Origin of the sequence: Maridesulfovibrio pacificus (SeqCode) (genome assembly GCF_048612815.1) — a bacterium.
GTDB classification, from domain to species: Bacteria; Desulfobacterota; Desulfovibrionia; order Desulfovibrionales; family Desulfovibrionaceae; genus Maridesulfovibrio; species Maridesulfovibrio pacificus.
This window is the reverse complement of the sequence record NZ_JBLZNE010000003.1, coordinates 41,549-61,966: the sequence shown is the minus strand read 5'-3', so window position 1 is coordinate 61,966 and position 20,418 is coordinate 41,549. Positions and strand designations below refer to the sequence as shown.

Genomic DNA, 20,418 nt, shown 5'->3' with positions numbered 1-20,418 from the left:
CGTGGGTCCCCTGATTCTGTAGAATAATTATCGCGCAAGAGCCTGATCATAAACTGCCGCAATCCGCTCAAAGATATTAGCCCATGTGTACGGGGCTGTGAGATTTGTAATTGCGGTGAAGTCAGGCTCTTCGTTTTCCTGCACTTCGCTGATGCTGGCTGCTAGAGCTTCCTGAAGCAGCTTATCCAGCAAGGGTTCATCTTCAGGGCGGGGGGAATCAATTGTCTGTAATGGTGGAAGGTGAACCATACGGACCATCTGCCGTGATTGACCGGAGAACAAGTCCTTAACTCCGGGTAAATCCGTGGTCACTATACGACAGCCGCAGGCCAATGCCTCAAGCAGAACCAGCGGAAGTCCTTCGAAAAATGAGGGCAGGACAAAAATATGGGCGCAGCGCATCAGGTTTCCAAGCTCCTGATGCGAAAGAACGCCATGCACTGTAACGCGGTCACCCAGTTGAGCGGCAAGTTCCAAGCATTGCTGCTTTTCCGGGCCGCTACCCCCGCCCACCAGATGCAGATGGAACGGCAGGTCATCGAGTTCAGCCAGACAACGAAGCAGCCAAGGAACACCTTTGGCCCGATTGAGCTTGCCTGCATAAAGGATTTGCACTGTATCCTGATCCGATTCATCAGAACACGTATAAAAGCACTGCTGATTGAATCCGCCGCTGATGGTTGCCACTCGCTCCTCAGGCAGATTTAACAGCCCCAGAATTTCCTGCTTCTGCTGTTCAAACAGGGCAATAATTCGATCAATGCCAGCCAGATCAGGCAACAGGGAGCGTCCCAGATCAGGGCATAAGATGTGCTGGCGCAAACATGTGCCGTGGCAGGTTGTGACCAGAGGGATGTCCGGCGCAACCCGCCTGGCTGCGGCTGTTGCCATCCACAAATGATTCGAATGGATCAGGTCCGGCGAAAACGATTTAACCGCCTTGGCTACAACCTTTCCGAATATCTTTTGATATGCAGCGACTTCCTCCGGCCCCAGTTCAGCGCAGACCTTGCTGGGGTAAGGCATGACATCGCTCATACCGACCACCTTAAAATCCAGATCCCGGTCTTCAAAACGCACAAACAGGCAATGCTCCGGCTCGATCACTCCGGCAAGCGGCGTATCTTCGAGCTTAAAACCCTTGGGCACTCCTGCCACAAGAAATGGTTTATACCCGCGATTCAAGCTCTGCAGGATCATTTCCTGCACATATTTGCCGCTGCCTGTGGCATCGGGGATCTGGCTTAAAAGATGAAGGATTCTCATAACCAAGGCATAGGCATGTTTCACGATCCGGTCAATATCCCTTCTCATCATTGACTACTACCCTACATTCATATCGAGCACCTCGATAGATACGATCTCAAGCAATAGAACATAGCTATTTGATATGATTTTTGAATTCCTGCTATGGGACAAATATGCATGTAGAGTCACTCATAGAGCACGGCACCGGAGTCATTAACGAAGATTTCCTCGTCATGGAGGACAATCTTTTCGGTGTATTTGACGGTGCCACCAGCCTGACTTCCGAGACATACGAAAACGGCCACACGGGCGGTTTTCTGGCTTCCAACCTTGCCGGAGAAGAATTCCGCAAAAACCACGGTACCATGCAGGAACTTGCGGAAAGGGCCAACCGGGTAATTAGGCAGGAAATGGTTCAGCGTGAGGTAAATCTAGCTAGCAAAAGAAATCTTTGGAGTACCAGCGCAGCGGTTGTCCGCGTTAAAGGTGATGTGCTGGAATGGGCTCAGATAGGTGATTGCCGGATAGTATGCATATACAAAAGCGGCGATTTTGAATTCCTCTGCCAGTGCGCAGATCAGGATATGGAAACATTGAGTATGTGGAAGGAAGTAGGCCCGTCTACAGAAGCCCCCATCGGAGTGGCTCTGCATGATCAGATCGCAAAAGTCCGCTGCCGCATGAATCTTGATTACGGCGTTTTCAACGGCGAACCTGAAGCAATAAATTTTCTCAAAACCGGAAACCATGACCTGACTAATGTAAGCAACATTCTTCTGTTTACAGACGGCCTGCTTATGCCCAATGAAAAACCTTGGGAAGAACGCGCATACAGCGAACAGGTTGACCTCTTCCGTCAGTCCGGTCTCAAGGGCCTGCGGGACCAGATCCGCAACATCGAGGCCACCGATCTCAACTGCTGCACCTACCCTCGCTTCAAAACCCACGATGATATCGCAGCTGTCGCCATTAACCTGTAGTAACCTGCTAATAGGCCCCTGTCCCCTGAAGCCGCAAAAGACATATCATTCTAGTCTCTTAACTTCTCTTCACTCCGCATTTTTCCTACAACCGATTCAATTCTTCGCATATCTACTAGCTAGTATTGATTCTCCCAATCCATCCTTGACACAAGCATGAATCAAACCACATAGTTTCTAAAAAGTTTAGTTCATACAGCTGAGAAATCAGGACAAAAGACACTATTAGCACATGTAATTTATAATCATGAAATCAAATAAGAAAAATATCAGCCCACTTTATTCTGAAGAAGGATTCGCATTTAAGGACTTTATTGAGAATACTGACGACCTCTTTACGCAAGTGGGTACTGATGGCCGTTTTTTGTACGTTAGTCCTTCAGCTAGAAAATACTACGGTCTCTCTCCTGAGGAATGTGTCGGAATTTCAGCATTTGATTTTGTGCACGATGAAGACAAAGAAGAGACAGCTCAAGATTTTAATAAATGGCAGGAAGATTCCAGCACCAATTTTTCATATATTAATAGACAAATGCACAAAAACGGTAGTTTTCACTATATGCTGTGGACAATAACTGCCGTCAAAGACCCTGAAGACAACATTCAATGGTTCAACAGCATTGGAAGGGACATTACTTCTCAGAAGAAAACAGAAAAAGAGCTTCGAAAAGCTAAAGATCAGCTAAAAGAGACTGTAGATCAACAAACAGAACAACTCAAACTTGCTACTGCAGTATTCAGACATTCCTCAGAGGGAGTGACAATAACAGACAGTAATAATAATATTATATACCTCAACGATGCTTTCACTCACATCACAGGTTATTCTGAAGAGGAAGCTATTGGTCAGAACCCCAGCATACTTAAATCGAACCGCCATAAACCTTCATTTTATAAAGGAGTATGGAAATCAATTAAAGCCAACGGGATGTGGGAAGGTGAAATTTGGAACCGCAGAAAAAACGGAGAAGTTTTTCCTGAATGGATTTCAATAAAAGCGATCACTGACGTCAATGGAGAAGTTGTTAATTATATTGCGGTATTTAGGGATATATCTGAAGCAAAAGCCAGCCAAAGAAAAATTCAACATCAGGCTTATCATGATGCTCTTACCGGCCTTCCTAACCGAACACTACTCGTAGACCGCATACGCAAAGCAATAGCATCGTCAAAAGACAACAATAGTTGCATAGCACTACTCTTTATAGACCTGGATAATTTTAAAAACATTAATGATTCTCTTGGCTATGTAATCGGTGACTCCGTTTTACAACAAGCTGCAACCAGAATCAGAGAATTTATCAATGAAAAAGATACCGTTTCCCGTATCGGAGGAGACGAATTTGTCATCATGCTCAAGGACCTGCAGGACAAGCATGATGCAGCAGTCATGGCAGACAAATTAATTAGTTTATTTGCACAATCTTTTAATGTTAATTCGCATCAATTCACCATTACACCTTCCATTGGCATTGCCTTATATCCCGATGACGGTGAGACCCCTTATTCTTTGGTAAGAAATGCCGACACAGCTATGAATAAAGCCAAACAAGAGGGCCGAAACAGATACCATCTTTTTACTCCAGGCCTTACAAAGTCTGCACTACGCAGAATCTCCATGGAGAACAAGCTGAGGCAGACAGCAAGCAACAACGGCTTTACTGTATACTATCAACCAAAGGTAAACTTGAATGACAAAACAATTGTCGGCATGGAAGCTCTTGTTCGATGGATACAACCTGACGGAACTATTATTTCTCCAGCAGAGTTCATTCCACTGGCTGAAGAAACAGGCTTGATCGTACCTATCGGCGAACAGGTACTTGAAGCAGCCTGTTTAGACACTGTAGAACTGAACCAAAGATTCGGTACCAATTTAAAGGTTTCTGTAAATTTATCCTTACGCCAGTTTAAACAAGAACAACTGATGAAAAACATTATGGACATTATTGCCATGACGGCAATATGCCCCAGTTGTCTTGAGCTTGAAATAACCGAGTCAACTGTCATGGATGATATTGAACAAACCAAGAAAATTCTGGAAAAGCTGGATAAACTTGGCATTACATTATCTATCGATGACTTTGGCACAGGTTACTCTTCACTATCGCATCTGAAAAACATGCCCATGCATACTTTGAAGATAGATCAATCATTTGTTGCAGGGCTGCCCCACAACAAATCAGACCAAAAACTTGTAAGAGCTATAATGTCTCTGGCTAAAAGTTTCGATCTTTCAACAGTTGCAGAAGGAATTGAAACACCGGAGCAATACAACTACATGCGAGAAATCGGCTGCGAGGTTATGCAGGGGTACTATTACAGCCCCCCTGTACCTTTAGAAGAGTTCGCGTCTCTTGTAGAAGCTACTTTAAAAACAGATTTTTAAAACCAACTTGCATTATCTGTTTTGAACCTGCCCAGAACCAATCACATCTGGTTCAGGCAGTCTTCGCAGATTTCACCTTCTTGCGTTGCATCTGCAGCATTCCTGGTCGATTTTTCAAGGATCAAATTAACCTTCTTTTCAAACATATCTACAGGAAGGTAGCCACGCACAACTACGCCATTAATAAGGAATGTGGGAGTTGCATTGATCTCGAATTCACGGGCTTCCTTTCCGTCATCCAACAGATATTGCTGCACTTGAGCGGAATTGGCTATTTTCCTGACCTGTTCAGGATCAACGCCTACTTCACCGAGGATTTTGCTCAGCACAACACCGGAATTATCATCATAAAGTTCCTTCTGGCGCTCAAAGACGAGATTATGAAACTGATAAGCCTTTGCCTTATCAAAGAGAGCTATTGCTTCAAAGTTAAGGGACAGTTCACGCGACTTTGCATGCATGGGCAGATGCTTAAAAATTACCCTGTATTTATCCGGCTGATCTTGAGCCAGCTTGCTGACCACGCTTGCTCCCTTACTGCAATAAGGACACAGAAAATCTGAATACTCCACGATAGTTACCGGGGCATCAGCATTGCCGAGCATAATTCTCTCAGCCCTAATTTGAGGTTTTAATGGATTCTTTATTTCCGCTTCCAGCCTTGCTTCGCGCTTCAACTTCTCTCGCTCGCTTATGCCCTGCTCAAGAATCACCAGCATATCCATTTTTCTTTCACGCATGGCATCAAGCACAATCTCGGGATTTTCACGGATCGCCTCAGCAAGCTGCTCCTTAATCATCTGCTTATTAACGCAACCGGAAATCAGAACAGCAACCGACAGAATCAACAGAATTCGCTTCAACACGGAAGACCTCCATCCATTTTGAGAAATGCCTACAATATAACAAACAACAAATAAATTTTTACCCCGCCATCAGCTGCATCTGGAAAACCGGCAGCAGGATTGCCATGACAATAAATCCGACCACCGCGCCCATGACCAGAATCATGACCGGCTCAAGAAGCGAGGTGAGGTTTTTAACCAACTGATCCACTTCACGTTCATAATGTTCAGCTATTTTTCCGAGCATTGAATCCAAAGAACCGGACTCTTCACCCATGGAAATCATTTCAGTGACGTATGGCGGGATGATGCCGCTTTCCTTAAGCGGAGTCGCCAACTTGCTGCCCTCACGGACCTCGGCGGTGGCTTTCTCCACAACTTTTGAAACAGCCACATTTCCGGTAACTCCCGCGCTGGATTGCAGTGCAGTCAAAAGCGGAACACCGGAACCTATCAGGGTTCCCAGAGTTCGGCACCAGCGGGCCATGCTGACCTGAATGACGATAGGCCCCAAAGCCGGAACCTTTAATTTGGTACTATCAATCTGCATGCGTCCGCCGGGGGTGGAACCGATCTTCTTCCACGACGGGATGGCGATGAGCAGAAACAAAGGCAGCAGCCACCATGTTTGTTGCAGAGAGTCTGAAATATCGATGAGCAAACGGGTGGCAATGGGTAATTTCTGGCCCATGCTTGAAAACATCTGGGCGAACCTCGGGACAACAAGCAGCATCATGGTGATAATCGCCCCGACCATGGCAATAAACATAATCGCGGGGTAGATCATGGCACCTGAAACCTTCGAACGCAGGTCCTCCTGTGCCTCACGCATGAAAGCCAGCCGGTCCATTGCCTGATCAAGCATTCCTCCGGTTTCTCCAGCTGCCACCAAAGAAACATACAGTATATCAAAATATTTGGGATATTCAGCCAAGGCCCGCGACAAAGGCATGCCTTCACGTACCCGGGAATTGATGGTTCCGATGACCTCTCCCAGCAAGGTTCCTTCATTCTGGTCACGCAGAAATGAAAGCGCCCGCACCAGAGGAAGACTTGACCCCAGCAAGGTTGCGAACTGACGGGTAAAAGAGGTTATCTGCTTATAGCTGATTCGTTTACCGAAAAGGGACTGGCTCTTCCCCTTTACTCTCAGATCTTCCCCCGGCCCGCCGTCCTTGCGTTCCACACGCAGCACTCTGGCTCCCTGCCCGGAAAGTTCACGCTGCACTGCGGCGGCATCAGCAGCTTCCATCTCTCCTGAAAGCTGCTGTCCGTCTTTGATTGCCGTGTACGTAAACTTTGCCATGAGCACTCCAATTACAAAATTACCTAGTTATCCTGAGCCATTCGATACACTTCCTCTTCCGTGGTCAGCCCCTTGCCCGCTTTGACAAGTCCATCCTGAAGCAGGGTACGCATACCTTCCTTCTGAGCCTGCGCTCCGATATCCGCGGCACTGGCCCCGTTCTGGATAAGCGTCTGGATTGCCGGGGTATTAATCAGCAACTCGAATATTCCGAGTCTGCCCTTGTAACCGGAACCTTCGCAGACCTCACAGCCCACAGCCTGCCATTTGCCGTCCGGACCCTGTTTCTTGCAATTGCTGCACAGCCTGCGCAAAAGCCGCTGAGCCATTGCCCCGGCAAGGGTGGGCGCGGCAAGATAGGGAGCTATCCCCATCTCCACCAGACGGGTGATAGCTGTGGGCGCGTCATTGGTATGCAGGGTCGAAAGCACAAGGTGTCCGGTCAGGGAAGACTGGATAGCGATTTCCGCTGTTTCAAAATCGCGGATTTCCCCAACCATAATTACATCAGGGTCCTGACGCAGAATGCTTCTGAGGGCAGCGGCAAAGGTCAGTCCGACCTTGGGATTAACCTGAATCTGGTCTATGCCCCGCAGCTGGTATTCAACCGGATCTTCGGTGGTAATAATCTTAAGTTCCGGTGACTTGATGTAATTAAGCGAGGCGTAAAGCGTGGTAGTTTTACCGGAACCGGTCGGTCCGGTAACCAAAATCGCTCCATGTGGACGATGAACGAGGGCTTTCCATGTTTCGAGCATTTCCGGCTCAAAGCCTACGTCTGAAATATCGACCTTAATGGAAGACTTATCCAGAATACGCATGACCACCCCTTCCCCGAACACGGTCGGTGTGGATGCCACGCGAATATCATAATCGGACTGCTCCATCTTCAAACGGATACGGCCGTCCTGCGGAATCCTGCGCTCGGCAATGTCCAGATTGGACATGATCTTGATTCTGGAAATGATGGCGGCCTGATATTTTCTGGGTACGGTATTGACCACATGCAGAATACCATCCACCCGAAAACGGATTTCCAGACCGTCTTCATAGGGCGAAATGTGAATATCCGAGGCCCCCTGAGCAATGGCATCGCGGAAAGTGTTGTTAACCAGCCGGATCACAGGTGCGGCCTGCGCCATGTCACGCAGATCCTCCACATCATCCAATGAATCAAGGTCTTCATCCAGACTGGTGAACACTCCCTCCATTCCTTCACCGGAATAGGCCCGCTCCAAAGCATCCACAAGATTGTCCGCCGGAGCGAGAATCATGTGCACCGTCATGTCCAAAGCCTGTTCCATTTCAGAAATGGAAGTGCCCAAAAAAGGTGTGGCAACGGCCACTCGTACCACTCCGTCCTTCTCCTTTGCCAAAGGCAGCAACAGATGGTTTTTTGCAAAATTTTCCGGCACAAGCTGCACCACTCCCGGCTCGGCAAGATAGGTTTTGTCCAGCTCCATCCACTCCAGACCGAGCAACTCCGCAGTACTTTTCAACGCATCCTGTTCTGACTCCCCGGCCTGCCTGACCCGCTGCCACCATCCTCTGATCCTGTCAGGAGAGGATAGGTCGTAAAAGGTTGCCGGAAGAAGTTTGATTTCGTTTTCCTGCATAGGTCTTTCCGGGGCTAAAGGTCGAAAATCAAACCGAATTCGTCCACCGCCATGGGACTCTGGGCCTTGCGCAATCCGCTCATCGAATCAGCCTCATCAGGTGTGGCAATTACGTATGGAGTCAGGAACAACAACAGCTCCGACTTGGTCATAGAGTCGTCCTGAGTACCGAACAAAGGACCGAGTACAGGCATGTTCCGCAGATAAGGCGCACCCTTCTTATTCAGACCGCTGTTAACAGTCATGAGCCCACCGATAACAAGGGTCTGGGCATCCTTGACCAGCACGGTTGTGGAAGCCGCACGGTCCGTGGACTGCCATTTATCAGGATCGGTTTCGTCTGTGACCAGACTGGACAATGTCTGATCGATCTTGAGAGTTACGTCCCGGTTTTCGGCAATAGTGGGTGTGATATCGAGCTGCATGCCGAATTTACGGTGATCATAGGTCTTAATTACATTCTGCTGGGCGGTTACCGAAGTCTGGGTCAGCTTAAGGATAGGAATTTCCGTGCCCACGGCTATACTCGCCTTCTGGTTATCCAAAGCCACGATATGCGGAGCGGAAACCACGCGGGAGCTGTCGTCAGAGGCAAAAAAGTTCATCATCATCTTGAAATTATCCGAATTGATAATGGAGAATTTCAAAGCCTCCTGCGCTGTATTGGCTATTCCTGTAGGATCGAAAATATGCCCGAAATCCAACGCTCCCTTGAGGTCCGTACCATCCGCATTGGTAGAGAACATCCACTCAAAACCGAGCTTGGTTTCATCTGTCAGGGTTACCTCAACAAGGTAAGCCTTTATGGAAACCTGCATGGTGCGGACATCAAGTTTGCTTATAATTGTAGTGATATCGTCATGTACGCTTTCCGGGGCCAGCACAATCAGGGAATTGGTTTCATCCATAGAAAGGATCTGGACGGTACTCTGATTAACCTTGCCTACCTTATCAGTATAAAGCTTGGTGAGCATCGGAGCCACGGTCTTGGCCTCGATATACTGCAGGGAATAGGTCTTGGAAGACGGCAGGGAACCGGGCTTATCAATGTGGCTGATCAATTCCTTAATCTTGTTCACATTGGCGGCAGTATCTGTGAAGACGATATAATTATTTGATTTACCTGAAAAAATTGACCCTTCAGGTGAAAGAATCTGCCGAAAATCAGCTATCACATCTGCTGCTTTCAGGTACTTGAGCATGATGACTTCAGTGACCATCTGGTCGCCACCGACAGTGATGGAATCAACATTCAGCCCTTCGTGCACAGCCATACTTTTTGAGACGATCTTATAATAACCGCTTTGCTGCACAAGGGTATATCCTTTCATATCCAGCACGGAATACAGCAAGCGCAAGGCTTCAAATCTGGTCACTGGTTTCGGGGAAATAACCGTAACCGGACCTTTAAGCTCAGGATTGGGAATGAATGTCTTGCCCATGAGATGCGAATAGAATTCCAGCACAGCCATAATGTCAGTCTGCCGGAAATTGATCTCAATCAGATTCTTTCCTTTTGGAGCAGCTTGGGCAGCTCCTACCCCCGTCTCCGTTACAGCAACGGAACAAAGCACGACCAAAAGGACAAACAATCGTATGCAGTGGGCAAGTCTCATCATGAATTCTCTCGTCTTATCTTTCTTGAATGCGAATCAATTCAATTTCCTGCACATCAGGGAACAGTCATGTTCACATTCATGGGTTTTCCTTTACGAATTATTGTCAGAAACACTTCCTTGCCGATTTTACTTTCTAATATATCACTAACCTGCGCAATTGAACCAACTGGTCTGCCGGAAACAGCCAGAAGCAAATCATCCGGCAGCAAACCTGTATCCTTCCGCAACACGCGAGCCACTTTCAATCCATGACCGGAAGGAATCCCCATATCTTTACGCTCAATCACCGTGAGCGGGATGAGGTTCACTCCCAAGCCCTTGATATCTACCGTGCCGCCATTGCCCTCAGCTTCCGCAGGAACTGTAAGCTTATATGAGACCCCGGATTTTCGTGTAACTCCGGACTCGCTCAGCAGACTATCAGCCTCCTCGTCCCAGACGCTATTCATAGGCAGAGTGACATTCTGATCATTGCGGGCCAAGGTCACATGGTTGGAAGCTATTTCCACAAGAACACTCTCCCTGACCATCTGGCCCAAGGTCACCAGAGTGCTTGCCCCTCCATTAATTCCGCTGATGATAGCATATGATTTACCTTCCCCCGGCATTGTCGCCATAAGCGACAGGCCGGAAACATCCGGTCCGGGAGGCAAAGCCGGGGCTGTTCGCTTATAGGAACGCTGCACCAGATGAAGTTGTCCATATTGAAAGATATGACGCCGCTTGGTGCTGAAAAATGAAAAAAAGGGATAGGTCAGCGGATCTGGCGGCGGAAGATCACGCGTGGCATCCACATAATTAACAGCTCTGGGCTGCGGTTCAGGCAGGGAGAGAATAATCAATGCTCCGAGCAGAGTCAGGCTTGCGACAATGAGCGCCCTCCTGAAAAAAGCATCCGCAGCAGCTTTGTGTAAATATTTTTCCATGCCCATGGATCAGCCCCCTGCCCCGCGCGTAGCGTTTGCATGCGCCGTACAATTGTACACCTTACGGGCATATCTCCAATCAAGCACATCAGCCTTGGGAACAATCACTTCATAGCCGAGTTCCTGTTTAAAGAAATTCTCATATTTCCTGAAATACTCATCCATGGAATTGTCCACTTCCGACTCGGTGCAGAAATAAGACCGCGCCTTCTCGGGTGTGAGAAAACGGACACTCTTCATTACCTCTTCGATGGTATTCTGTGAAACCCCTTGCGGATTATTGGCACTCAGAAATTGTAAAGCCTCGTCCGGATTTTCCTGCCACCAGCGAACTGCACGGGCAAAAGCGTCAATGAGGGTTTCAACCGCCTTACCATTGCCGGACAAAGCATCTTCACGCAGGACCAGAAATTGGAGACTCCAGTTATCCACCTCCGACGGTCCAGCGACAGGTCTGGCAATACGCATTTTCTGCAATCTGCTGACAAAGGGTTCAAAGGTGACCCCGGCTTCAATAAGCCCCGCTCTCAAACTTTGCGCAACAATTTCGCGGGACATATCACTTACCGTAACATCTGAAAGCGACATGCCGTTCTTTTTGAGAACTTCATACAGGAAATAATGGGCAGTACCGCCAGTTTGCAGGAAAACGGTTTTACCGCGCAGGTCCTGCACGGTTTTGATGGCTGAATTTCCGGCAACCATAAGGACATCACCGGTTTTGAACTGTGCCAAGGGAGCCACGATGCGCAGGTCCACCCCTCTGGTCAGGAGCTGGACAAGCTCCAATGCATGAGTGGCTGTGCCGTCGATTTCTCCGGCATATAATTTTTCAAAATTTGTCTTTTCATGCTCGGAGAAATAGCACTCGATGCGCGTACCATTCGAATGGAGCCATCCGTTATGGCGGGCGATTTCAAAAGGAGCATATCCAATCCAAGGCGGCATGGAGAGCACGAGGCTGACCGCATGTTCCGGCATCTTGGGATCAACCTTGGCCGGAATGGAATACTTGCTGACGACCAGACCGCCCTGCATATCACCGCTCTTCCCGGTCAATGAAATTTCCGAAACAACAAAAACCTGCGGGGAAGTTTCCAGATAATAAATGAATTTCTCGACGGCAGTAAAGGAACCGCTGAAGGTCACATCCATGGGCTGACTGCTCAAAAAAGCATTCTGCTTTTGCGATAGCGGACGCATTTCTTTGATGACAACCCCGGTGATGGATGCGTAGTCCCGGATTTCATTGTAAATATCCGAAGAACTCCAATCTCTGCGATCCACGAGGTCCAGTTGCCGCTTAAGAGAATCATATTCATCCTTTACCTGACGCAACTTGGCTTCCCGGTCAGGCAGGACCATGGCTTTAGGCGTATTGAGCTGAATTTCCTGCTTCAACTCCACCTGTTCCTGAACCGTGGCTTCATACATATTGCCGAGCGGAGCCAAAACCCCCATATAAAGCACCACGGAAAACAGAAAAATAAGACATATGCCTAAAGCACGGCGGTCACGCGGATCGAGTTTGTTCCAAGAGGCAAGCAGAATGTTCATTGCGCTGCCTCCAGCTTCGTCTTGGACTTGAAAAAATTTTGCCAGGCGGGGAAATCAAGTTCCACCACAAAGCGAAAACCCTGCCCATTATCCAGCTTACTCATGGAAGCAAGTACTGCATTGGAAAAAATCTCTGTACTACTTATATTTTCCAGCAAAGCCATGAGGCTGATTTCACTTTTTGCCTCCCCCTGCAGGGTGATCTTGCCGGATTGATCAAGACGCATGGTGTCCAATTTCACCTGAGCCGGAACAGAATCACCAAGATCGCGGAACACGTGGGAAACAAAAGGTTTCTTCACCGTATATTTTAAAATATCATTGTTACGGCGCACATATTCCCGAATCTCCATTGTTACCAGATCCGTACGCTTGGCCAGAAACAAAATCTTATGCGCTTCCTGCTTAAGGACCTTGGCATCCTGAGTATTCATATGAATCACGGCAAAGAAAAGCAGCAGGCATCCCGCAACAGCCCCCGCAAGAGCCAGCCCCGAACGCACATAGTCCTTCGGCGCAAGGGGAATACGCTCCCATCCTTCCAGACTTTCATGAAACGAACCTTTGGTGCGGTTCATACGCAACATAGGCAAAAAGTCTTCATAAGACCGGACTTGTTCCAGCGGGACATCCGGCAGCACCTTTGCAATCAGCTCTGCAAAACCGTCAGGATCACCTGATCCGCCGGGAGCAACCCAAAGCACCACCTTTTCCGGCTGCGGCTTTTCTTCCGCCTCAAGCTGAGCAAGAACCACCTCAAGCGCACTTTCCAAGGACGGGCCTCCGTCCGGGACAACTTCCCAGATCACAGGCACTTTCTTATAAATACAGCACAGACGGGTTTCCCTGTTTTCACGGGATATGAGCAGGGTCGGACCGGAAACCTTCAGGTCGAACTCAGGCAGGACAATAGACGCCACCTGAAATCCCATACCCTTTGCTGTATCCAGACATCCATGAAGATACTCGTTGGATATCCAGCCGAGAGTTGCGTTCAGACCTTTGCTACCACTGTAACAACGGATTTCCCGTCCTCCGGTCTCAAGGGAACGGAATAAACGCTGACCGGCTTCCGACTCAAGATCAGCCACTGCGTCCTTCTGCTCTTTGGACGGATTAGGATTACGGCACAAAGCCGCCGCGGATGATGGCAAAACCATAACGCATGGGCTGGGATTATCCGTTTCCGGCAATTGGGCGAGAGGTTGCCACAGCCTCTCCTTGGAAGAATATTCAAGCGATGCTGCGCAACTGCCCTGCACGTCAAACAGCAAGGCTATCCGAGCGTTCTTCCCCAAGGGGCAGGGGAGAGGAATCATTTTGCACAACTTCTTTAAGTCCATAGAACAACCCCGTTCATATTCGCGGCAGGGATTCGGATTCCCAGCGGGTGAAACGTAATTGATCCTTATCCACACTGACTCTGGCCGAGATGCGTTCGACATGCCTGCCCGGAATAAATCCAGCCAGACAGGTCATGCTGAAATTCTTGGACTGCACAGTCAGAAACGGTTCCACGTGTGTGCTCTGCGAAGCCGCGGCCAAGGTGCTCAGCGCCGCCTCAACCGAGGCAAAACCCTTCCAGCCCGTAAGGCGGTAAGCCAGCAGATTCTGAACCTGTCCTGTAGTGAAACCCACGGCATGAAGCACTTCCTTCCCGGCAGTGTTGATATTCACCTTACCCGATGAAAAGCAGGTCAAATGACTGGCAATACCTTCAGCACCGGAAGAACCGTAGAGAATATCCCGCGTCATTCCCTTAACCTGTAGCAATTCATCCAAACTGCGGATCGGACCGTCGACCAACCCCTTAGCCATTGCAACGGAAGGAGGAACAGCCTCGCCCTTTTTGCCCTGTTTCTTGGTCCGGTACAGAATAATATTCGAGGCCAGCACGTTGGAAATATTAGGGAACCCCTGCAACTGGGACATGGTGGCGACATTGATGTTCAGACGCGATTCCTCATCAATAAAGCCATAGTTAAAGACTCCGGCATCCTTAGCGGCCTTGGAATCCTTGCCTGACTTTTTCTTTTTAGCAGCTCCCGGCTCAGGACGAATAATGGAGTAATATCCCGGCCCGAACTTGATATCCTTGTACAAGGTCTCCCCGGAAAACCACTTATCCGTGATGCTGTGCACGGGATCGCGGGCATGCTCCCTGATGATGCCTGCCGCCCTGTGAACACCGCCACGCGCCAGATTGTAAGCCCTGCGATCCTGACTGCTCCAGCTTTCAACCTTTGTCTCGCAGACAGCCTCATATGAAAACGAAGCCGCCATAATACCCAGAATGGCCATGACCCACAGTGTAACCACCAGAGCAAATCCCTGCTCTGCGGAAACATTAGTATGTCCGGTAACATTCTTAAGCATTCTCTCAGCCTGCCTTCTGCTGCGGTGTTACTTCCAATAAAACCTGTGAACGAAAAACACTCCTTCGTGATGGCCCTTCCTTAAAATCCAAAACCAATCCGATCATTCCCGGTCCGCTTACAGCCGTAGTTGTCCCAGCTCCTGCGGCATTTCCGCCATGTCCCCTTGCGGTAAGCTTGAATCGGGTTTCAACCACCCCGGAACAAAGCTCCATCTTTGAGATCGGCTTTCCTTTCTCCGGCTTGCCTTTCTTATCCTTGCGCTCTTCCCGCCAGAGAGTGCTCTCTTTGAGAACATAACGGACCCAGATCCGTTTTCCTTTTTCATCCAGAACAGGGAACTGGCATTTACTATCCTGACAGCTGATATCAGAAGCCGAGCAAAGCGGGTCCAGATTGCGGACATCCCTGCCTAGCATGCTGAACGCATAAGCGGCTGAACGCATGGGTGAAAGAACAGCCTGTGCCCCCCTTTCCACCCGCGTGGCAGTGACGAAAATCGAATAAACAGCAGTAAGGACAACCGAACCGATCGTAATCGCCACCAACAGCTCAAGAAGAGTAAACCCGCCTTGATCAGCAATTGGATCAGTAGTTGGTGATGTCCGCGTTATCATCTGTTCCTCCGGGCTTGCCGTCCTTACCGTAACTGAGCAGATCAAAATCCGGGCTGTGCTTACCGGGGGCGGTGTATACGTAAGGATTATTCCACGGGTCCTTGGGAATGGTATTTTTACTCATATACGGGCCATGCCAGTTCTCCGGTACAGGCGGAGTGGTTGGTTTTACCACCAGGGCATTGAGTCCCTGCTGGGTAGTGGGGAAATCCCCGGTATCCAGCTGATAACTTTGCAGGGCCATGGAAAAATCTTCAATCTGGGCCTTAGCCGCCGCAACCTTGGCTTCATCGGTCTTGCCGAAGAACCTTGGAGCCACAATAGCCGCCAACACGCCGATAATCACGATAACCACCAGCATCTCAATAAGTGTGAAACCGCGTCTTCCTTTATGCATTAAGAAGCCTCCCCACTTGTAGTTTTGACCGCCTTGGTGACCGGGACGTCAACAGGCAGATGAATTCCAAGTTTAACGATCTTACCGTTTCTGAACAGGGTCAGAGCAACATTACCGCCCGGACGCTTACGTTGCATTATGAATGTTGAATCCCGCATACCCTGAACCGGGACACCATCTATTTCCAAAAGAATATCTCCGGGCTGAACGCCGCCCTTTTGTGCCGGACTATCCGGTTTGCAATCCATCACCAGCAAAGCCCGATCCTGATCCTTGCTGGTCTCCTCCTTCCCTTCCTCCTCAACAACGTGCAATTCCTTTTGGATAACCTTGAGTCTGAGTCCCATTAACGGACGTGGCATGGGCTGGTAACCGATATCGATAGGGTCCGACTTGAGCTGGCAGCCAGCCAAAAATATGCCCAAGAGAAAGAGAAGCAGAATTCGGGAAAAATTCATTTGCAAACGTAGTGCTGATTTCATTTTTTCTTGTCCTTGGTCTGGGTTTTACTCTGAACCGGCAGGGTTTGCTCGACCTGTGCAGTTTCCAGAACATATTCATGTTCCCTGCCTTCGGTGAAAAAAAGGACCGTGATCTTAACCCGGCTCACACCGGGAGTATCATCCTCTTTTTTGCTGACGATCTTCCATCTCCCATGCGGCAGGGTTTCACATTTACCGGAAGTTGTTCCCGACTTGATATTTCCCTGATTAAGAAAAGAGGCCAGCCGCATTTCAGCTTCCAAACCGGCCCGCTCGTACCCTTCCACCTGCGACAGGGAAGCGGTTGCCTGTGAATAAACACCAGCAACAGCAACCAGCCCGATGGACAGAATAGCCATGGCAACCATGACTTCCAGCAGGGTAAAACCGGAATGGCAGGGTTTAGCGCACATACACGCCCCCATCAGCTCCGGCGACAATCAAGTGCAGGCTTTCCTGCTTATCGGAAACCAACTTAAAACGGGCCGGGGTCGCAGTTCCCCGGGGGAAAAAAATGATTCGCATTTCATGACCGGAAACAGATTTCCCAAGAAGTTCCATATCCTTCACATTTACCCTAGCAGGCAGTGAGGTCAGGCTCAGAACCTCTCCCTTGTCAGCGCTCAGAAGCTTAAGACTCTTCGTTTCCTTATTTATAATCAGGACATGTTGCTTACCGGTATCAGCAGCCCTGAAGCGGGCAGAAGTGGCTATAGTCCCGAGATCGGCAACAGCAGCGCGCAGAGAATTGCCCGTAAGCTGACCACTTAGACGCGGCAAAAGAACAGCCATGACTATGGACATGATGACCATGACCACAATGAGCTCCAGCAGGGTAAACCCGTTTCGAACAGGCTCATGCTTCAGATTTATGCGAGGCTGAAAATCCATACGGGCTCCCCGTTTTATTGGGAATCAGGAGCAACTCTGCGTTTCAGAATATACCCGACATCGGGTGAATAGGTGACAAGTTCCCAACCCTGCTGGCCTAATGGGGCTAGGTTGGGCTTGTACGGATCAAATCCGGATTTTTCGAGGACATTGGGGACCAGAATCTTGTATTCCCACTTGGCATTGGCAAAGGCATCAAGCGTGGCCTCTATTCTGGCAAGGTCATCATGCAAAGCCTGCAAGGGAGCAAGCAGAACACTGACGTTCTCACCACTGCCGGAAGCAGGTTCGGAGGACTGAGCCAGACACGGTCCGCACATACAAAACAGGATAACGGCAAACAGGCCGGCCATAAAAACAGAAAAAAGGAAATTGGACTTGAATCCGCGTTCACATTCCACAGCTACCCCCATTTTTAGAGTCCTACCTTATTTTATAGGGGGTTAAACATAATTTGTCCACAGACATCTAAATTTAACGGATTACTTCACACTATCAATCTTACTTCCCTCTGATCCTCAAATTAAACTCAGGACAGATTGCAAATTTTTCTGTGCCTTGATCCGAATATAGTGGTATAGTTCCACGATAGAATTCTCTGATTTCTGTCTTACCAAAATCTAGATGAGGGGGACCGTATGCAACCTAACGGAATAAAAATCAAAAAAACATTCCTGACAACCTGTCTTTTAATCCTTTCCTGCCTTTGCAGTACGGCTTGGGCCGACAGCAGCCAATATCTTTGCACAGATTCCAGCGACAGCAGCTGCACCGGGATAACAATGGCACTGGGTCCATGCGGCACACAAAACTGGATCAGCACGGTCACCTATTCCGTTGTGAACGGCAATTCCACGACAGAAGTTTTTTCGGTGGACAATAAAAATCCCAATGCGGGCGCTGTAACAAAATACATGAAGCAAAACGTGCTTTGGAAGGTGGATGTAGAAAACGACCACTTCGATCAGAAACTGAGCACCTATATCAAAATCACCCCTTCCGGCTGGGAGTTTGCGCATGGGTGCAACAAGACTTCCCTTAATCCCGGTTGCGAGGCGGCAATGCTCTTCCCCACTCCCGGAACCAATCTCAGTCCCGGCTGCCAGATGACCAAATACACCCCGCCCAACCCGACTCCATCGGGCGGACAATGCGGCGACAACACCGCAACAACGACATGGCAAAAAAGGATCTCCATCTACAACAACTGCATGGATGACGCATACATCGTGCTTACTCCCCCCACAGCAGCGGACAAACAGCACTTCTACAACGCCAAGCTCTGGAACAAGACAGCAGAACTGGCCGAGATGGATGAAATGTATGCCAATCCCCAAAACAAGACTTCAGCCCTGTTGTTCCGCAAAAAAATCACCTTCGGGGAAAGCATGGATATCTCCGTGCCTGACGGCGGAATTGCCTCGGCAAACTTCGGAGTACTGCTCGGCTGTGACCAGCCTCCTTCCGAAGGTGGCTGGCCTGGCGAATGTGTTATCGGAGGAGTACCGGGACACGCCAGTTCCGGCGTGGGAACTGTATTTGAATATTCAGCAGGTTGCACTTACACCGGAACGGACAGAAACAAGTGTACTGTTAACCCCTCCGACGGCACCTGCATGGGCGCGACAGATTACTTTGACCTGAGCATGGTTTCCGGCTTCAACGTTCCCATGTCCATGGAACTCACTGACAATGGAAACGACTGCAACTTCACGGAAATGTCCGCCGTGGCAGATCTCTACGACTGCCCCATGGAAAACCAGACCACCATCGCAGCCAACTCCACCCTGTATACGAATAAGCAACTTAACGCAGGAATCGGCCTTGAGGTATCAAATGTTAAAAGCAGAGGACGGGCCGGATGTATGGCCCCGGAACAATGGCTCGAACCTCCGGGAGGTCAGGATCCATACAAAAATACTGACACTCAGGCTGCAAGTGCCGGGATAACCACTGATCCGCCAAATATATCTGACTGGTATGCCTGTAACGTCATGAAAGCACAGGGAGCAGACAAGGACCCTGAAACCTGCCTCACTCCCGGCTGCGGCGGCCCGCAATGCGCAGTCGGCCCTCTCGGAACCCCCGGGGTTTATGATATGGTTTCCCTCTCGAAGGGCAAGGGCAAGCCCTACACCAACTACGTGAAATACTTGAAGGCTATCGGTTCGGATGCCTATGCATGGCAGTTCAACGATGATGCCTCGACCGCTATCTGCCAAAAAGCAGGAGCTACTGTGAAAGTGACCCTTTGCCCCGGACCTCCGGAACAGCAACCATACAAAAAACAAAAGTGGGCATTCTCCAACAACAAGTGCCTGCCGGATGCAAACAACGGATCCTACCCGACCCTGCTCGCCTGTATGAAGGACAATTTCGATTACAGCTGCCAGAAGGAAGAGGTGAAAAAGCTGAACGCCAAGACCGGAGTCGCCACTACTGCCCAGCTCAACTACTGCAAACCGGTACCCAAGGGCCAAGGCGTACCCTACGATGTATGCATGAAAAACAATTCCCAATACTGCCAGCAGACAGGGAAGACTCCAGCGAATACGCAACAAGTAAAAACACCGAGCAAAGCTCAATAGAACAATGGCCCCACAACGAATTAACTCGCTGTGGGGCCTTATTTTTTGGAGCAATACCCGGCGGTAAACCGGAATCATTAGAATTACTAATTATCAGTTACGCACCAGCCAGAACATGTTCCTTAGTAACAAAGCAAGTAAAAGTGCCGCTGAAAACAACGTCTTCATTGCAGGACACATCCACTTTAATGATATGCTTGCGTCCATCCTTTTCCTGCTCGCTGGCTTTGGCAATAAGGACATCCCCGACTTTTGAAGGCTTCAGAAAGCGGCTTTCAGCGCCAGCCAGAACAACATTGGGATGATTGACTGTCAGCATTGCCGCGTAATCTGCCATGCCGAAGATAAAACCGCCATGGATCAGTCCGCTGGCATCGGCAGACATATTAGCGGTGCATTCCATGCGGACTTCACTTCCACCCTCAAATACTGAAACGGGTTCACCGCATAATGCTCTGTCAATCTGCTCATGTGTATTAATATCCATAATTTTCTCCATATAATTATCGTTAGCTCAAGCTTAATAAGGCATTCAGCTATCAATGCCATTTCCGGACATTGTATATGATAGGGCCGGGGATT

General features: G+C 49.1%; 19 protein-coding genes. 3 read left to right on the top strand and 16 right to left on the bottom strand.

Annotation, left to right across the window (positions count from 1 at the left end):
• Positions 1–27: 27 nt before the first annotated feature.
• The gene (locus ACNI23_RS19600; RefSeq protein WP_420250902.1) at positions 28–1,317 is read right to left on the bottom strand and encodes a glycosyltransferase family 4 protein; all 1,290 of its coding nucleotides are present in this window, start codon (positions 1,315–1,317) and stop codon (positions 28–30) included.
• 104 nt (positions 1,318–1,421) lie between these two features.
• Here ACNI23_RS19600 and ACNI23_RS19595 point away from each other — a divergent pair, with 104 nt between their 5' ends.
• A complete protein-coding gene (locus ACNI23_RS19595; RefSeq protein ID WP_420250901.1) occupies positions 1,422–2,228 on the top strand; it encodes a protein phosphatase 2C domain-containing protein in 807 nt (268 codons plus the stop codon).
• A gap of 247 nt (positions 2,229–2,475) precedes the next feature.
• Positions 2,476–4,617, top strand: coding sequence for an EAL domain-containing protein (locus tag ACNI23_RS19590; protein ID WP_420250900.1), 2,142 nt, complete (start codon positions 2,476–2,478; stop codon positions 4,615–4,617).
• Between the two features lie 41 nt (positions 4,618–4,658).
• On the opposite strand, the gene ACNI23_RS19585 is transcribed toward ACNI23_RS19590, so the two are convergent.
• Genes ACNI23_RS19585 through ACNI23_RS19520 form a run of 14 tightly spaced genes read right to left on the bottom strand, consistent with a single transcriptional unit; the run spans position 4,659 to position 17,661 of the window.
• The gene (locus tag ACNI23_RS19585) at positions 4,659–5,483 is read right to left on the bottom strand and encodes a DsbA family protein (RefSeq protein ID WP_420250899.1); all 825 of its coding nucleotides are present in this window, start codon (positions 5,481–5,483) and stop codon (positions 4,659–4,661) included.
• A 58-nt stretch (positions 5,484–5,541) separates the two neighbouring features.
• Positions 5,542–6,768 carry a type II secretion system F family protein gene (locus ACNI23_RS19580; protein WP_420250898.1) on the bottom strand — a complete coding sequence of 409 codons (1,227 nt, stop codon included), beginning with the start codon at positions 6,766–6,768 and terminating at the stop codon, positions 5,542–5,544.
• 23 nt (positions 6,769–6,791) lie between these two features.
• Entirely contained in the window at positions 6,792–8,384 is a 1,593-nt protein-coding gene (locus ACNI23_RS19575; RefSeq protein ID WP_420250897.1) for a GspE/PulE family protein, read from the bottom strand.
• A 14-nt stretch (positions 8,385–8,398) separates the two neighbouring features.
• Complete coding sequence (locus tag ACNI23_RS19570) at positions 8,399–10,003, bottom strand: secretin GspD/PilQ domain-containing protein (protein WP_420250896.1); 1,605 nt, start codon at positions 10,001–10,003, stop codon at positions 8,399–8,401.
• Between the two features lie 53 nt (positions 10,004–10,056).
• Entirely contained in the window at positions 10,057–10,935 is an 879-nt protein-coding gene (locus ACNI23_RS19565) for a PDZ domain-containing protein (protein WP_420250895.1), read from the bottom strand.
• Between the two features lie 3 nt (positions 10,936–10,938).
• Positions 10,939–12,486 carry an ABC transporter substrate-binding protein gene (locus ACNI23_RS19560; RefSeq protein WP_420250894.1) on the bottom strand — a complete coding sequence of 516 codons (1,548 nt, stop codon included), beginning with the start codon at positions 12,484–12,486 and terminating at the stop codon, positions 10,939–10,941.
• Positions 12,483–13,829 (bottom strand): PilN domain-containing protein, encoded by a 1,347-nt coding sequence (locus ACNI23_RS19555; RefSeq protein ID WP_420250893.1) that lies wholly within the window; start codon positions 13,827–13,829, stop codon positions 12,483–12,485. Before ACNI23_RS19555 ends, ACNI23_RS19560 begins: the two co-directional genes overlap by 4 nt.
• 13 nt (positions 13,830–13,842) lie before the next feature.
• The gene (locus ACNI23_RS19550) at positions 13,843–14,862 is read right to left on the bottom strand and encodes a type II secretion system minor pseudopilin (protein ID WP_420250892.1); all 1,020 of its coding nucleotides are present in this window, start codon (positions 14,860–14,862) and stop codon (positions 13,843–13,845) included.
• A 4-nt stretch (positions 14,863–14,866) separates the two neighbouring features.
• The gene (locus tag ACNI23_RS19545) at positions 14,867–15,478 is read right to left on the bottom strand and encodes a PilW family protein (RefSeq protein WP_420250891.1); all 612 of its coding nucleotides are present in this window, start codon (positions 15,476–15,478) and stop codon (positions 14,867–14,869) included.
• Positions 15,450–15,875, bottom strand: coding sequence for a type II secretion system major pseudopilin GspG (gspG, locus tag ACNI23_RS19540; RefSeq protein ID WP_420250890.1), 426 nt, complete (start codon positions 15,873–15,875; stop codon positions 15,450–15,452). Before gspG ends, ACNI23_RS19545 begins: the two co-directional genes overlap by 29 nt.
• Positions 15,875–16,357 carry a PDZ domain-containing protein gene (locus ACNI23_RS19535; RefSeq protein WP_420250889.1) on the bottom strand — a complete coding sequence of 161 codons (483 nt, stop codon included), beginning with the start codon at positions 16,355–16,357 and terminating at the stop codon, positions 15,875–15,877. Before ACNI23_RS19535 ends, gspG begins: the two co-directional genes overlap by 1 nt.
• Complete coding sequence (locus ACNI23_RS19530) at positions 16,354–16,770, bottom strand: PulJ/GspJ family protein (protein WP_420250888.1); 417 nt, start codon at positions 16,768–16,770, stop codon at positions 16,354–16,356. Before ACNI23_RS19530 ends, ACNI23_RS19535 begins: the two co-directional genes overlap by 4 nt.
• On the bottom strand, positions 16,760–17,248 hold the full coding sequence (locus tag ACNI23_RS19525; protein ID WP_420250887.1) for a prepilin-type N-terminal cleavage/methylation domain-containing protein: 489 nt from the start codon (positions 17,246–17,248) through the stop codon (positions 16,760–16,762). The genes ACNI23_RS19530 and ACNI23_RS19525 overlap by 11 nt, the downstream gene beginning before the upstream one ends.
• A 14-nt stretch (positions 17,249–17,262) precedes the next feature.
• Positions 17,263–17,661 (bottom strand): hypothetical protein, encoded by a 399-nt coding sequence (locus tag ACNI23_RS19520; RefSeq protein WP_420250886.1) that lies wholly within the window; start codon positions 17,659–17,661, stop codon positions 17,263–17,265.
• 225 nt (positions 17,662–17,886) lie between these two features.
• Here ACNI23_RS19520 and ACNI23_RS19515 point away from each other — a divergent pair, with 225 nt between their 5' ends.
• The gene (locus ACNI23_RS19515; RefSeq protein WP_420250885.1) at positions 17,887–19,836 is read left to right on the top strand and encodes a hypothetical protein; all 1,950 of its coding nucleotides are present in this window, start codon (positions 17,887–17,889) and stop codon (positions 19,834–19,836) included.
• Between the two features lie 97 nt (positions 19,837–19,933).
• Here ACNI23_RS19515 and ACNI23_RS19510 read toward each other — a convergent pair whose 3' ends face one another.
• Positions 19,934–20,323, bottom strand: coding sequence for a PaaI family thioesterase (locus ACNI23_RS19510; protein ID WP_420250884.1), 390 nt, complete (start codon positions 20,321–20,323; stop codon positions 19,934–19,936).
• Positions 20,324–20,418: the final 95 nt, after the last annotated feature.